Annotated in this window: 9 protein-coding genes; 5 read left to right on the top strand and 4 right to left on the bottom strand. The window is 67.3% G+C overall.

Annotated features, from left to right (window positions below; translation table 11 throughout):
* Positions 1 to 15: 15 nt before the first annotated feature.
* Positions 16 to 3,294: a bifunctional diguanylate cyclase/phosphodiesterase gene (locus tag CLV01_RS16990; protein WP_099733719.1), complete on the bottom strand. Its 3,279-nt coding sequence runs from the start codon at positions 3,292 to 3,294 to the stop codon at positions 16 to 18.
* A 540-nt stretch (positions 3,295 to 3,834) separates the two neighbouring features.
* Here CLV01_RS16990 and CLV01_RS16985 point away from each other — a divergent pair.
* Genes CLV01_RS16985 through prpF form a run of 3 tightly spaced genes read left to right on the top strand, consistent with a single transcriptional unit; the run spans position 3,835 to position 8,688 of the window.
* A complete protein-coding gene (locus tag CLV01_RS16985; RefSeq protein WP_013802568.1) occupies positions 3,835 to 4,815 on the top strand; it encodes a tripartite tricarboxylate transporter substrate binding protein in 981 nt (326 codons plus the stop codon).
* 49 nt (positions 4,816 to 4,864) lie between these two features.
* Positions 4,865 to 7,492 (top strand): Fe/S-dependent 2-methylisocitrate dehydratase AcnD, encoded by a 2,628-nt coding sequence (gene acnD, locus CLV01_RS16980; protein WP_099733720.1) that lies wholly within the window; start codon positions 4,865 to 4,867, stop codon positions 7,490 to 7,492.
* Positions 7,492 to 8,688, top strand: coding sequence for a 2-methylaconitate cis-trans isomerase PrpF (gene prpF, locus CLV01_RS16975; RefSeq protein ID WP_099733721.1), 1,197 nt, complete (start codon positions 7,492 to 7,494; stop codon positions 8,686 to 8,688). Before acnD ends, prpF begins: the two co-directional genes overlap by 1 nt.
* Before the next feature lie 34 nt (positions 8,689 to 8,722).
* On the opposite strand, the gene CLV01_RS16970 is transcribed toward prpF, so the two are convergent.
* Entirely contained in the window at positions 8,723 to 9,655 is a 933-nt protein-coding gene (locus CLV01_RS16970; protein WP_099733722.1) for a pyridoxal-phosphate dependent enzyme, read from the bottom strand.
* Between the two features lie 67 nt (positions 9,656 to 9,722).
* On the opposite strand from CLV01_RS16970, the gene CLV01_RS16965 reads away from it, so the two are divergent.
* A complete protein-coding gene (locus tag CLV01_RS16965) occupies positions 9,723 to 10,661 on the top strand; it encodes a LysR family transcriptional regulator (protein WP_099733723.1) in 939 nt (312 codons plus the stop codon).
* A gap of 109 nt (positions 10,662 to 10,770) precedes the next feature.
* Entirely contained in the window at positions 10,771 to 11,274 is a 504-nt protein-coding gene (locus CLV01_RS16960) for a GNAT family N-acetyltransferase (RefSeq protein WP_065347807.1), read from the top strand.
* A 34-nt stretch (positions 11,275 to 11,308) separates the two neighbouring features.
* On the opposite strand, the gene CLV01_RS16955 is transcribed toward CLV01_RS16960, so the two are convergent.
* Positions 11,309 to 12,337 carry a hypothetical protein gene (locus tag CLV01_RS16955; RefSeq protein ID WP_099733724.1) on the bottom strand — a complete coding sequence of 343 codons (1,029 nt, stop codon included), beginning with the start codon at positions 12,335 to 12,337 and terminating at the stop codon, positions 11,309 to 11,311.
* Positions 12,338 to 12,518: 181 nt separating this feature from the next.
* Positions 12,519 to 14,561 carry a propionate catabolism operon regulatory protein PrpR gene (gene prpR / locus CLV01_RS16950; protein WP_373681057.1) on the bottom strand — a complete coding sequence of 681 codons (2,043 nt, stop codon included), beginning with the start codon at positions 14,559 to 14,561 and terminating at the stop codon, positions 12,519 to 12,521.
* Positions 14,562 to 14,612: the final 51 nt, after the last annotated feature.

The following is a 14,612-nucleotide window of genomic DNA, read 5'->3' as shown; positions in this document are numbered from 1 at the left end:
GGGCCGTGTCGAATGTCAAGAATGGTTTGAGGGGGCGTCCGGCACCGCGCTGCCATCCGTGCACTCCACCACCTGGGGCCGGTCCTGCGCCTGCTGCGGCAGGTTCGCCGGGCTCAGGGCCGGAGGGCGCGACACGATGGCCTGGCGCACCAGTGCCTCGAAGCTGCGCACGGGCACGGGCGGGCTGAGCAGGTAGCCCTGCCAGGCATGGCAGTGCTGGTCTTCGAGGAACTGGCGCTGCGCCTCGGTCTCCACACCCTCGGCGATGACCTGCAGGCCCAGGCTGGTGCCCAGGGCGACGATGGTGCGCGCAATGGCCGCGTCGTTGGGGTCGCTGAGCACGTCGCGCACGAAGCTGCGGTCGATCTTGAGCTGGTCCAGCGGCAGGCGCTTGAGATAGGCCAGCGAGGAGTAGCCGGTGCCGAAGTCGTCCAGCGAGAACCCCACGCCGTGTGCCTTGAGCGTGGCCATCTTGGCTGCCGTGTCGTCCACGTCGGCCAGCAGCAGGCTTTCGGTCAGCTCCAGCTTGAGCAGGCGCGGGTTGGCACCGTGCTCCTTGAGCGCCTGCAGCACCTGCTCCACGAAGCGCGCCTGGTGGAACTGGCGCGGGCTGACGTTGACGGCCAGCATCAGGCAGGCCATGTCCGGCTCCGCCGCCCATTGCGCCAGTTGCCGGCAGGCCTCGCCCAGCACCCATTCGCCCAGTTGCTGGATCAGGCCCGTTTCCTCGGCCAGCGAGACGAAGAGCGACGGCGGCACCAGCCCTTCGCGCGGGTGGTTCCAGCGCAGCAGGCCCTCGGCGCCGACGATGCGCCCGTTCGCCACCTGCGGTTGGTAGTACAGGACGAATTGCGAGCGCACCAGGCCCTCGCGCATTTCCTGCTCCATGGCCGTGCGCGATCTGAGCACGGCCTGCAGTTGCGGATCGAAGAACTGCAGCGTGTTGCGCCCCATGCCCTTGGCCTGGTACATGGCCATCTCGGCACGGCGCAGGACCTCGTCGGCACTGAGTTCCTGCTCGCCGAACAGGCTGGCGCCTATGCTCAGCGTGATGTGGCAGGACTGGCCACTCAGTTGCAGCGGTTGCAGCAGCAGCGAACGCATGCGCTGGACCTCGCCTTCGAGCTTGGAGGCGGCGTGCATGGAGTCCTTGCCCAGGTCCTCCAGCAGCACGACGAAGTCATCACCGCTGTGGCGGGCCAGCGTGGCCTCGCGGCCCAGGGACTGTGCCAGTCGCTCGGCAATCATGCGCAGCAGCACGTCGCCCAGTTCCAGCCCCAGGCTGTCGTTGAAGGCCTTGAAGTTGTCCACGTCCAGCAGCATGACGGCGCCACAGCGTCCGCGACGGCGGCTGGAAGCCAGCGCCTGCTGCAGCCGGTCCACCAGCAGGCGGCGGTTGGGCAGGCCGGTGAGCGCATCGTAGAAGGCCAGGCGGCGAATTTCTTCTTCGGCGGTCTTGCGCTGGCTCTGGTCCTGCAGGATCAGCAGGCAGCCTTCGTCCAGCAGCATGCCGCCGATGGATACGGAGCGCGCGCAGCCGTCGCTGCCTATGAGCTGGTACTCCTCGGAGTTGAGGGTGCCGCAGCTGTCGGACTCGCTGCCATGGGGGCTTTGGGCAACGCGCGCCCGCGCCTGCGCGGCTTCGAAGCGGCGCTGCATGCGCTGGCGGCGGGCTTCATCCGGGCACATGTTGCGCCACCAGCCGTCGCCATCCATGCCGGCCGTGGCGCCATGGCCTGCCAGGCGCATGAATTCCTCGTTCCAGTAGGCGAAGCGGCCATCCTCCTGCAGCATGGCCAGGCCCAGGGGCAGGCGCTGGATGACCATGCGCAGGTGGCGCGATCCGTCGCGCTGCATTTGCTGCAAGTGGCGGCGCGCGCTGATGTCCTGCACCAGGGCCATCAGCCGCAGCGATGGGCCGTGGCCCAGCGCGGAGATGTGCAGTTCCACCCAGACCAGGCTGCCGTCGCTGCGCCGCAACTGCCGCTCGATCTGCAGGGCGCGGCGCTGGCCCGCAGCCAGCTCCTGCAGCAGCAGCCTGTCGCCCTCCACCGTTTCGGCGGCCACCAGGGCCAGCAGGGGGCGCTGGCACAGCTGCTGTGCCTCGTGGCCGGTGATGTCGCAATACCTGCGGTTCACATGCAGGACATTGCCGTTGGCCGCGTCGATCTGCACCACGCCCACGGCGGCCTGCTCGAACAGTGCCTGAAAGCGGGCATCGCTCTCGCGCATGCTGCGGGAAGAGGCACGCAGCTGCGCCCAGCTGGACGGATGGCGCCGCCACCAGGCTGCCGCCAGCGAGGCCAGCAGGACTGACACCAGCATGCCCAGAGCAAACAGCACCAGGGGCTGGGCGCGCTCGGTCCAGGACAGGGCCGTGCTCACGGGAATGAAGTTCAGCCGCCACAGCCGGTCCTGGGCCTGCAGCGTCTGCTCCAGCACCACCTGGCCGGTATCGCCCAGGCCTACCGCTTCCTGCCCGCGCTCGGGCCAGGCAGCACCCAGATACAGCGGCAGCGGCGATACGCCGGCTGGCGGCAGGGGCGAGACCGGGCCTGCGTCATGCATGGCCAGCGCAAGCCGGCCCAGGAAGCCGCGCTCATGCAGGTCCTGCACCAGGTCGTGCACACGAATGCTGACGTCGGCCGTTCCCAGGAACAGCGGATGCGCGGCCGTGCCATCCGGAGACTGGTGGTCCGCCAGCGCAAAGACGGGCGCGCGCACCAGCACGGCGGTGGCATGCTCGCCGGGCTGCTTCATGGCAAACGGCGCCGAGACCACGGCGGCCGCGCTGTCCCGGCTGCGCAGCATGCTGGCCATGAGGCTGGGGCGGTCGTGCATGTCCAGGCCGGCGATGGATTCATTGCCTTCCACCGGCCAGAGATAGTCGATGAAGAAATAGTGGGGATCGGGCCTGAACGAGGCCGACGGATCCTGGCTGGCCTGAGCGCGCTCCGTTGCGGCCCGCGTAAAGGTCAGCGCCTGCATGCCGGGCTGTATCTGTATGCGCAGCGCCTGCGCAATGCGCGCGAAGGCCTGCTGCCCCATCTCGGGAGAGGCGGCCAGCTGGTTGGCCACATGCTGGACCATGACGGCATAGGCATCCAGGCGCATCTCCAGCGCCTGGCGGGCAGACTGGGCCTGTTGCGTATGGCGCTGCAGGTCGATGCGCTCCAGCGCCCGCTGCTGCTGCAGGGCGAGCGCGGCGCTCAGGCACATGCCCACCGCCATGACGGTGGCGGCTGGCCAGGCGGTCCGGATGGCTACAAGCGTGCGCTGGGCAAAAGCTGACATGGAGCGGCTAAGGCTGAATAGGCAGTCACGGGGAATCGGTCCAGGAGCACGGAACCACTCGTTGCCAGCCCCATGGCCAGCCACCCGAAAAGGCCGGGCAGGCCATGTGGAGCAGAGAGCGAGGATAAATGGATTTCGGCACCCGGCAGGCAAATCATATGTAAGACAAATCCTACAAACGCCTTTGCTCTATCGTCGGAATGCGCTCTTGCTGAAGACCTCCACGGGCAAACCCTAGACTGCAGGCAGCAAGGTGCTTGCACCCGGCTCCCTGTGCCCGAGCCCGCCGGGCCTGCCAGGCCTTGCCGGGCACCAGGGGTGGAGGGCGAGGCATTGCACAAGCCTTCATCCATGAAATCAGAGGCGGCAGTTTTGAAACATCAATGAAACGGATGGCGCGGCAGCAGGTGGCGCTGCAGCCCTTCAGCCTCTGACAGCAGGTTGTGATGCTTGCACGGGTTTCCCCTTGAGTCGGATGGCATGCCGCTTGCAACAAGCCTGGTGCACTGCCAACCATAACTCTGCAGGAGACACCAACCCATGAGCATCAACCGCCGCCGCTTTTGCGCCGCCCTGCCCGCCCCGCTGGCCGGCCTTGCGCTGCCGCACCAGGGCCTGGCCCAGGAGGCCTTTCCCAGCAAGTCGCTGAAGATCGTCTGCCCCTTCGCACCCGGCGGCGGTTCGGACTTCATTGCGCGCGTGGCCTCCAACGTGCTCAACGACAGGCTGGGCCAGCCCGTGGTGGTGGAGAACCGGCCGGGCGCCGGTGGCACGCTGGGCACCGAGTACGCGCTGCGCTCGGCGGCCGATGGCTACACGCTGCTGCTGGTGGCGGGCAGCTATACGGTCAACCCTTCGCTGTACAAGCTGCGCTTCGACCCCGTGGCCGACATGACGCCCGTGATCCAGCTGTCCAAAGGCGCCTACGTGGTCTGCGTGAGCCCCCGCGTGCCCGCCAGAAACCTGCAGGAATTGCTGACCTATGCGCGTGAGAACCCGGGCAAGCTGACCTTTGCCTCGGCCGGCAATGGCAGCCATCTTCACATCGTCACCGAGTACCTGTTCGGCATGGCCAAGGTCAAGGCCACGCATGTGCCCTATCGCGGCACGGGCCCGGCCGTGACCGATCTGCTGTCAGGCAACGTGGACATGCTGGTGGCCGGCACCGAGGCGCTGATGCAGCACGTCAAGAGCGGCAAGCTGCACGCCCTGGCCGTGACCACGGCCCAGCGCCTGCCTGCCTATCCCGAGATTCCGTCGGTGGCCGAAAGCGGCCTGCCGGACTATGACGTGGTGGCCTGGCACGGCCTGCTCGCGCCCAAGGGCCTGCCGCCCGCCGTGCTGTCGCGCATCAATGCGGCGTTGGACACCGGCCTCAAGGCGCCGGCACTGCTGGCCCAGCTGGAGCCCACGGGCGTGTCCCCGGCAGGCGGCACACCGGCCCAGTTCGGCGCCCTGATCCAGTCCGAGATTCCCCGCTACGCCAAGGTGGTGAAAGACAACGAAATCCGCGCACAGTAATCGGCGCACAGCAATCGGCCCACGCAGGCCCGAGAATCCATCCGCCCCCATGACCTCCCGCTACAAGAAACCCCTGCCCGGCACCACGCTGCACTACATCGACGCCCGCGCCGCCGTCGATGCCCTCTCGCCCGGCGCCTGGGCACGCCTGCCCTACACCGCCCGCGTCCACGCCGAGAACCTCGTGCGCCGCGCCGATCCCGCGCAGCTGGACGGCTACCTGCTGCAGCTCATCGAACGCCGGCGCGACATCGACTTTCCCTGGTACCCCGTGCGCGTGGTCTGCCACGACATCCTGGGCCAGACCGCCCTGGTGGACCTGGCCGGTCTGCGCGACGCCATCGCGGCCGAAGGCGGCGACCCCGCCCAGGTCAACCCCGTCGTGCCCGTGCAGCTCATCGTGGACCACTCGCTGGCCGTGGAGTGCGGCGGCTTCGATCCCGATGCCTTCGTGAAGAACCGCGCCATCGAGGACCGCCGCAACGAGGACCGCTTTCACTTCATCGAGTGGACGAAGAAGGCCTTCGCCAACGTGGATGTGATCCCCGCAGGGAACGGGATCATGCACCAGATCAATCTGGAGAAGATGTCCCCCGTGGTGACCGTGCAGGATGGCCTGGCCTTCCCGGACACCTGTGTCGGCACCGACTCGCACACGCCCCATGTGGACGCCCTGGGCGTGATCGCCGTGGGCGTGGGCGGGCTGGAGGCCGAGAACGTGATGCTGGGCCGCGCCTGCTGGATGCGCCTGCCCGAGATCGTGGGCGTGCGCCTCACGGGCCGGCGCCAGGCGGGCATCACCGCCACCGACATCGTGCTGGCCCTGACCGAATTCCTGCGCCAGCAAAAAGTTGTCGGGGCCTATGTGGAATTCTTTGGCGAGGGCGCCAACAGCCTGAGCATTGGCGACCGCGCCACCATCTCCAACATGTGCCCCGAATACGGCGCCACGGCGGCCATGTTCTCCATTGATGACCAGACCCTGGCCTACCTGCGCCTGACCGGCCGCGACGAGGCCCAGGTGCGCCTGGTCGAAGCCTATGCGCGCACCGCAGGTTTCTGGAGCGACAGCCTGGCCGATGCCCAGTACGAGCGCCTGCTGCAGTTCGACCTGTCAACCGTGGTGCGCAACATGGCCGGCCCCTCGAATCCGCACCGGCGCCTGCCCACCTCGGCCCTGGCCGAGCGCGGCATTGCCGATGCCGCAAAACTGCAGGCCGCCCGCGCCCAGGAGACGCAAGGCCTGATGCCCGATGGGGCCGTCATCATTGCCGCCATCACCAGCTGCACCAACACCAGCAACCCGCGCAACGTCATCGCCGCCGCCTTGCTGGCGCGCAACGCCAACCGTCTTGGATTGGTGCGCAAGCCCTGGGTCAAGACCTCGCTGGCGCCGGGCTCCAAGGCCGTGGAACTGTATCTGAAGGAGGCCGGGCTGCTCAGCGAGCTGGAGCAGCTGGGCTTTGGCATCGTCGCCTTTGCCTGCACCACCTGCAACGGCATGAGCGGCGCGCTGGACCCCGCCATCCAGCAGGAAATCATCGAGCGCGACCTCTACGCCACGGCCGTGCTCTCGGGCAACCGCAACTTCGACGGGCGCATCCATCCCCAGGCCAAACAAGCCTTCCTGGCCTCGCCGCCGCTGGTCGTGGCCTATGCGCTGGCGGGCACGGTGCGCTTCGACATCGAGCAGGACGTGCTGGGTGTGGTGGACGGCCGCGAGATCCGCCTCAAGGACCTGTGGCCCTCCGACGAGGAGATCGACGCCATCGTTGACCAAGCGGTCAAACCTGCGCAATTCCGCGCCGTCTACGAACCCATGTTCGCCATCCGCAAGGACGACGGAAACAAGGCCTCGCCCCAGTACGACTGGCGCCCCCAGTCCACCTACATCCGCCGCCCGCCGTACTGGGACACCGAAGGCGTGGGCGCGCTGGCGGCCTTCCCGCGCACGCTGCGCAACATGCGGCCACTGGCGCTGCTGCCCGACAACATCACCACCGACCACCTGTCGCCCTCCAACGCCATCCTGGCCGACAGCGCGGCGGGCGAATACCTGGCGCGCATGGGCCTGCCCGAGGAGGACTTCAACTCCTACGCCACCCATCGCGGCGACCACCTGACGGCCATGCGCGCCACCTTCGCCAACCCGCAGCTGGTCAACGAAATGGCCGTCATCGACGGCGTGCAGCACAAGGGCTCGCTGGCGCGCATCGAGCCCGAAGGCCGCGTGGTGCGCATGTGGGAGGCCATGGAAACCTACCTGAACCGCCGCCAGCCGCTGATCATCATCGCGGGCGCCGACTACGGCCAGGGCTCCAGCCGCGACTGGGCCGCCAAGGGCGTGCGCCTGGCGGGCGTGGAGGCGGTGGTGGCCGAGGGCTTCGAGCGCATCCACCGCACCAACCTCATCGGCATGGGCGTGCTGCCGCTGCAGTTCCTGCCGGGCACCGACCGCAGGACCCTGGGGTTGGACGGCACGGAGGTCTATGGCGTGGAAGGCGAGCGCACGCCGGGCACCCAACTCACTCTGGTGGTCGAGCGCCGCAACGGCCAGACGCTGCGCGTGCCGGTGACCTGCCGACTGGACACGGCCGAGGAGGTATCGGTCTACGAGGCGGGCGGCGTGCTGCAGCGCTTTGCCCAGGACTTTCTTGCACAGACACAGGACGCTTGATGAACACCACACCCCAGATCCGCATTCCCGCCACCTACCTGCGCGGCGGCACCAGCAAGGGCGTGTTCTTTCGCCTGCAAGACCTTCCGGAGGCTGCGCAACAGCCGGGCGCCGTGCGCGACGCCATCCTGCTGCGCGCCCTGGGCAGCCCCGACCCTTACGGCAAGCAGATCGACGGCATGGGCAATGCATCGTCGAGCACCAGCAAGGGCGTGATCCTCTCGGCCAGCACGCGCGAAGGCCATGACGTGGACTACCTGTTCGGCCAGGTCTCCATCGACCGGCCCTTCGTGGACTGGAGCGGCAACTGCGGCAATCTCTCGGCCGCCGTGGGGCCCTGCGCCATCCACATGGGATTGATAGCCCCTGCGCGCATTCCACGCAACGGCACGGTCACCCTCCGCATCTGGCAGGCCAATATCGGCAAGACCATCGTGGCCCATGTGCCCATCACGAACGGACAGGTGCAGGAGACGGGCGACTTCGAGCTCGATGGCGTGACCTTTCCTGCGGCCGAGGTGGCGCTGGAGTTCCTGGACCCTGCCGATGAGGGAGAGGATGGGGGCGCCATGTTCCCCACGGGCCATCTCGTGGATCGCCTGGATGTGCCTGGCGTGGGCAGCTTTGCAGCCACGCTGATCAATGCGGGCATTCCGACCATCTTCCTGAACGCAAAGGACCTGGGCTACACGGGCTGCGAGCTGCAGGACGCCATCAACGGCGATGCCGAGGCGCTGGCGCGCTTCGAGGCCATACGCGCCCACGGCGCCCTGCAGATGGGCCTGATCCAGGAACTGTCCGAAGCCGCCAGGCGCCAGCACACGCCAAAAATCGCCTTTGTGGCATCGCCGGCGCCCTACACGGCCTCCAGCGGCAAACGCATCGAGGCAGGCGATGTGGACCTGCTGGTGCGCGCCCTGTCCATGGGCAAGCTGCACCACGCCATGATGGGCACGGCGGCGGTGGCCATCGGCACGGCGGCAGCGGTGCCGGGCACGCTGGTGAATCTTGCGGCGGGCGGCGGCGAACGCGGCGCCGTTCGCTTCGGCCATCCCTCCGGCACGCTGCGCGTGGGCGCCGAGGCCCGGTTGGTGAATGGCCAGTGGCAGGTGACCAAGGCCTTGATGAGCCGCAGCGCGCGCATCCTGATGGAAGGCTGGATCAGGGTGCCTGGCGAAGTGTTGAACGCCGCGTGAATGCGCAGGGCCCGGCTTCAGGCCTGGGCCGTGCTCACGCCTGGCCGGTCAGCGCCGCTGCGTGCCACGTCTGCAGTTGCTCCAGCGTGTTCGTCGTGCCGCCGCAGGCCACCACCAGCACGCGCTTGAAGCCCTGCAGCGCAGGTGCGCCTGCGTAGGCCAGGGCCAGCGCGGCACCGCAGGCGGGCTCCACATGCAGGCGATGGTCATCAATGAAGCACAGGCAGGCGTCCAGCGCCTGCGCATCCGTCACCACGGCGCTGCGCACGGGGTGCACCTGCGCCAGATCGAAGGCCCGCTGGCAGACCTGGCGCGCGCCCAGCGAGGTGGCCACGCTGGTGATGCGGTCCAGCAGCACGCGGCGGCCCTGGGCCAGCGACTGCGCCAGGGAGTCCGCGCCGGCCGTCTCCGCAGCAATCACGGGCACATCGGTCCAGCCATGGCGCTCCAGGCCCTGCACCACGCCGGCCAGCAGGCCGCCGCCGCCCACGGCCAGCACCACGGCGTCGGGCTTGAAGTCGGCAGCGGCCAGCTCATCGACCAGGGTGGAATGCCCCGCCCACAGCAGCGGGTCGTCAAACGGATGGACAAAGGCATCTTCGGCGCCCAACAGGGACTGAGCCAGGGCATTGGCCTCGTCCCAGACAGCGCCATGCACGATCAGCTCGGCGCCCTGGGCACGGATCAGTGCCCGCGCATGCTCGGTCGTGGTTTGCGGTACGACCACGGTGACGGGCATGGACAGCTGCCGCCCGGCATAGGCCACGGCAATGCCGGCATTGCCGCCCGACGAAGCCACAAAGCGCTTCTTGCCCTGGCGTGCCAGGGTCTCGCAGGCATGGCCTATGCCGCGCAGCTTGAATGATCCGCAGGGTTGCAGCGCATCCAGCTTGAGCCAGATTTCAGGACCACCGGCGTGGCTCAGGGCATGGGACGGGATAAGGGGAGTGAAGGTGTGCAAAGGCATGGGGTGGCAGTGTAGGACTGGCGTTCAGCCGCGATAATCCCTTGGCTTTTCAAATATTCTTTGCGCCATGAGCACAAATCAAGCCCTGCCCCTGTTCGGGGAAATGGCCATCTTCGTCAAGGTGGTGGACACGGGCAGCTTCTCCGAGGCCGCGCGTCAGCTGGGCAGCACGCCATCGGCCACCAGCCGGGGCGTGGCGCGGCTGGAAAGGGCTCTGGGCCTGCGCCTGCTGGAACGCACCACGCGCAAGCTGCGCCTGAGCGAGGCGGGCCGCGAGGTGCATGCGCGCTGCCTGGACATGGTGGGCGCCGCCCAGGCCGTCATGGCCGCGTCCCTGCTGCAGGACGCGCAGCCGCGCGGCCTGGTGCGCATCAGCGTGCCCAAGGCCGTGGGCCGTACCGTGGTCCATCCCCACATGCCCGACTTCCTGGCCCTGTATCCCGAGGTCGATGTGCAGATGCGGCTGGAAGACCGCTACATGGACCTGATCGACGACCCGGTGGACCTGGCCATACGCATCACCAACCACCCGCCACCGGGCCTCATGGGTCGCCACCTGATGGACATCGACCATCTGCTGTGCGCCTCGCCCCAGTACCTGGCCCGGCACGGCACGCCCGTGCATCCACTGGAGCTCAAGGCCCACAGCTGCATCTACCTGGGCGAGGAGCCCGGCGACGCGCACTGGAAGCTGCGCAGCCATGGCAAGACCGTCACCGTGGCCGTGCGCGGGCGCTATGCCGCCAACCACACCGGTGTGCGGCTGGACGCCGTGCTGCAGCACATCGGCATCGCCAGCCTGCCCCGCTTCACGGCACGCGAGGCCCTGGCGGACGGGCGCATCGTGCAGGTGCTGCCGGACTGGAGCTTTCTGCCGAACTACAGCGGCCAGCTGTGGATTCTTCACCCGCCCACGCGCCACCTGCCACTCAAGCTGCGCGTGCTGATGGATTTCCTGGCCGAGCGGCTGGGTGGGGCTGGTGGGATGCCGATCCAGCGTGGCTAGCACCACAGCGGCAAGCGCTTGACAAACCTGTGGGGTGGCCGCGAGGCGTTGCCCGGCGGCGCACGCACCTGCGTCGATACACTTTCGGCTTCACATCTGAGGGACGGTCATGGACACGAACATCTATGTTTCGGAGCTGACAGCGGATCTGGAAACGGAGTTCATCAAAGGTGCCAGCCAAAGCCGCAAACTGCACGCGCCATGGGTGTCGCCCCCCAGCACGCCGCAGGAATTTCAGAGCTACCTAGCACGCGTGCAGGAGCCGGCTGGGGCCGCCTTTGTGATCTGGGAGTGGCACAGCGACGGTTTTGCCGGAATCGTGCAGATCACGAACATCGTGATGGACCCGTTCCGCTGTGGCCTGATCGATTTCTATGCGTTCTCGGGCTTTGAGGGAAAGGGCCTGATGAAGGAAGGCCTCGCGCATGTCGTGAAGCAGGCTTTCAGGACACTGAAGCTGCATCGGCTGGAAGCCAACATCCAGCCTGAGAACAAGGCAGCCATTGCACTGGCCAAGTCATGCGGCTTCAAGCTGGAGGGCTTCTCGCCGGCGTTCATGAAGGTTGGAACCCGCTGGCGAGACCATGAGCGCTGGGCGCTGCTGGCCGCTTAGGTTGTGCCGCGCGATCTTGGTTGCTTGTGGAATGTCAGCGGGGCAAGCTGCGAGATCTCAGTTTTGGCTCGTCGCTCCAGGGGTTTCGCACGGCAATGCCATCGTTTTTGGCCAGTTTGACCAAGGCTTGGAAGGACTCCGAGAATTGTCTCTCTGTCAACAATGCCCGCATCCGCCGCACAAAGCGCGTGCGCGGACTTTCGTCGGGCTCGTTGTCAAGGTCGAACTGGAAGATCCGGTACAGACCAATCAGCACAGGCTCCAGCCACTTCCCCTCGGGGGCCGCTGACTTGGCAACATCCTGGTACCAGAGATCCAGGGGCCTCTCGTACTGAAAGATCATGTCGTTGTAGCCCTTGCTGGATGTGGCAGGAAATGCCAGCCATTGGCCCATGGTCCATAGGTCAAACAGTGCAAAACGGAAGGCTCTCAACGGGAGCTCTTCGTGGTCCCACGGAAAGTATCTGGGTGCTCTGCTGACGTAAGTGTCTCGGGTCACTGGCAGCTGCACAGTGTCTTGAGACAGGTCTGGAAGCATCAGGTTGAACAGCCGTTCGTTGTGCCCGTTCGTATGTATGTCCACAATTTTGCAATGTGCATAGGGCGCAGGGGCGTCAGGAAGCTGAGACACAGCGAGGGGCAACTCTTTTTCCAACTCGGACGTGCTGACCAGGCGCGTGCCTCCGGAAGATGCATGGCCCTGCCCGATGCTGAAGAGCAAAGTGAAACCTCCGAGGCGATCTCCCGGCAGCGCCTGAGGGTGCTCCATGAACTGGTCTCGCAATGAGCGCAGCACCGTCTCGTCCTGGCAAGGGTGCAGGTACAGGAACAGCAGCAGATTCAAATGGCGCACCGTGGAATCACGGTCCCAGTCGTGGAGCTTTTTCCAATGGGGGAGGGAGCCTTTGAGGAAGTACCTCTTGACGATCCCCCGGCCCTTCTTGGTCATTTCCAGCGCATAGAGCATCTGCTCGATCTCCGGCCACTGCTTCTCGCGCTCCTTCATCCAAGACTTGTCGTCGGTTTTCCAGTGACTGGTGTCGAAATTCTCCAGGGGATTCAAGGAACTCACTCTATTTCACTCCCAATGCTTCATGCTTGTGGGGGGCGATGATAGACAGCCCGCAGCGATCGGTACTGGACAAAATGATCAACCCACGATGCTGGGCACGCCCCGTTGTGATCCCGAGGCCATGCAGGTGGACCCTGCCCTGCAGCGGGAATAGCAGGACGCAAGCGCGCGATCAACGGCTGTCACGCAGCCTGCGCCACAGCGTGGCCCGGCTGATACCCAGGATCTCGCAGGCGCGGCGCTGGTCGCCCTGCACCTGCTCCAGTACTTCGCGCATGCGCTGGCGCTCGGCATCGCGCCGGGCCTCGCGCAACTGCAGTTGCCGCTGCTGTGCGGGCAGGGCCTGAACGGTACCCTGCCCAGCCCCGTCGCATTCAGGAAACAGCTCCCGCAACCGGCCCATGTCCACGCGGCCCGCGCTGTCACGCAGGTCGTGGCGGCAGGCCAGCAGGCGTTCCACCCAGTTGTCCAGCTCTCGCGCATTGCCGGGCCAGCGGTGAGCGGCGGCCAAATCCAGCAAGGCTTCCAGCAAGGGCTCCAGTGAAGAGGCCTCGGCCTGCAGCGACTGCGTGCGCAAACGTCGCGCAAGCATGGTGCGGGCCAGAGCCTGGACATCGCCCTGTCCCCGTTCGTGCAGTCCGGGCATGGCCAGGCGCAGCACGGCCAGGCGGTAGAACAGGTCACGCCGGAATTCACCGCGCTCGACCAGGGCCGCCAGATCGGCATGCGTGGCGGCGATGACGCGCAGGTCCACGGGCACGGACGTAGTGGAGCCCACGCGCAGCACTTCGCGCTCCTGCAGCACGCGCAGCAGGCGGGATTGCAGGGCCAGCGGCATGTCCCCGATCTCGTCCAGGAACAAGGTGCCCGTATGGGCTGCCTCGATCAGCCCGGTCTTGCCGCCGCGCCGCGCGCCGGTGAAAGCGCCTTCGTCGTAGCCGAAGAGTTCGCTCTCCAGCAGGCTTTCCCCCAGGGCCGCGCAGTTGACGGCCAGAAAGGGCTGGGCGGCGCGCCGGCTGGCGCGGTGCATGCCCTGTGCCAACAACTCCTTGCCCGTGCCACTGTCGCCCTGGATGAGCACGGTGGCATCGCTGGTCGCGAACTGGCGCGCCAGGCGGCGCACGCGCTGGGCGGGTTCGCTGTCGCCCGCGTAGTCTTCGATGCGCCAGCGCACGCCCGCGCCGCGCAGGCTGCGGTTGGCGCGCAGGTGGCGGTCGGCGCGCTGGATGGTGGCGGGGTCGCGGCAGACCAGCAAGGCGCCCGTGAGCTGGCCGTTTTCCACGATGGGCGCGCGCCGTACCACCAGGGTGCGCATGGCCAGTTGGACCACGTCTTCACTGCCTTCGGGCTCCAGGGACTGCGACTGCAGCGCCTGCGCCAGTGCCAGCGCGGGCGCCACCTCGTCCAGCAGCCGGCCATGCAGCGCCTTGGCGGGCGCTCCCAGCAGGGCCGCCATGGTGGGGTTCAGTGCCTGGATGCAGCCTTGCGTGTCCACGGCGACCACGCCGTCCTGCAACTGGCCGAGCACGGTTTCCAGCCGCTGGTGGCGGGCGCGCTCGGCATGGCGGTGGCGGGCCAGCAGCACCGCGTCGCGCAGGGCCTGCAGCACGGCGCCATCGGAGTACAGCAGCACGCTGGGAATGCCGGCCTGCTCGGCCAGATCGGCAACCAGCCCAGGCGCGACCACGGCACCCACGCCTGCGGCCTGCAGCGCACGCACGCAGGCCTGGGCATCCTCGGGCCCGTGGTAGCTGAACTGGGCAATGCCGGCGCCGAACAGCGCGTCGAACTGGGCCAGGTGCGGCGAGGGATGGTCAAACGACACCAGCCCGATGCGCGGCGTGCCGCCCGCCTGCGCCAACTCCCGCGCGCTGGCCAGCGCCTGCAGCAGATCGAAGCCGCGCACCTCGATCATGACCACGGGAATGTCGACATGCTCGCGCACCCAGGCACCACTGGCGCCGGCGGCCACCAGGGCGTCTATGGGCTCGACCGCCTGCAGCGCGCGCACGGCCTGCACAGCGTCGTCAAAGGCCGCGCTGACATGCTCCACACGCACCTGGTCGCCCACCGCCAGGGACATGCGCTCCAGCACGCGGCCGATGCGATGGCGGCCTATGGTGACGACACGGGGCCATGCCACGCGGGGGGCGGACGGGGTTCCAGGGACAGGGGCCACGACTGATTCATTCATGCAACCGATTATTTCATTCATGCAACATCGCGCCGCATGAATCCAGCAGCAGGTTCCGCCTCATCCTCTTGT

The organism is Delftia sp. 60 (assembly GCF_002754395.1).
Taxonomy (GTDB): domain Bacteria; phylum Pseudomonadota; class Gammaproteobacteria; order Burkholderiales; family Burkholderiaceae_C; genus Comamonas; species Comamonas acidovorans.
This window is presented reverse-complemented; position numbering and strand designations above follow the sequence as displayed.

Bases quoted from the DNA above. Each gene is read 5' to 3' on its own strand.
- CLV01_RS16970 (WP_099733722.1), bottom strand. From the start codon at position 9,655: ATGCCTTTGCACACCTTCACTCCCCTTATCCCGTCCCATGCCCTGAGC.
- prpF (WP_099733721.1), top strand. From the start codon at position 7,492: ATGAACACCACACCCCAGATCCGCATTCCCGCCACCTACCTGCGCGGC.
- CLV01_RS16960 (WP_065347807.1), top strand. From the start codon at position 10,771: ATGGACACGAACATCTATGTTTCGGAGCTGACAGCGGATCTGGAAACG.
- CLV01_RS16965 (WP_099733723.1), top strand. From the start codon at position 9,723: ATGAGCACAAATCAAGCCCTGCCCCTGTTCGGGGAAATGGCCATCTTC.
- CLV01_RS16990 (WP_099733719.1), bottom strand. From the start codon at position 3,294: ATGTCAGCTTTTGCCCAGCGCACGCTTGTAGCCATCCGGACCGCCTGG.
- prpR (WP_373681057.1), bottom strand. From the start codon at position 14,561: ATGAATGAAATAATCGGTTGCATGAATGAATCAGTCGTGGCCCCTGTC.
- CLV01_RS16985 (WP_013802568.1), top strand. From the start codon at position 3,835: ATGAGCATCAACCGCCGCCGCTTTTGCGCCGCCCTGCCCGCCCCGCTG.
- acnD (WP_099733720.1), top strand. From the start codon at position 4,865: ATGACCTCCCGCTACAAGAAACCCCTGCCCGGCACCACGCTGCACTAC.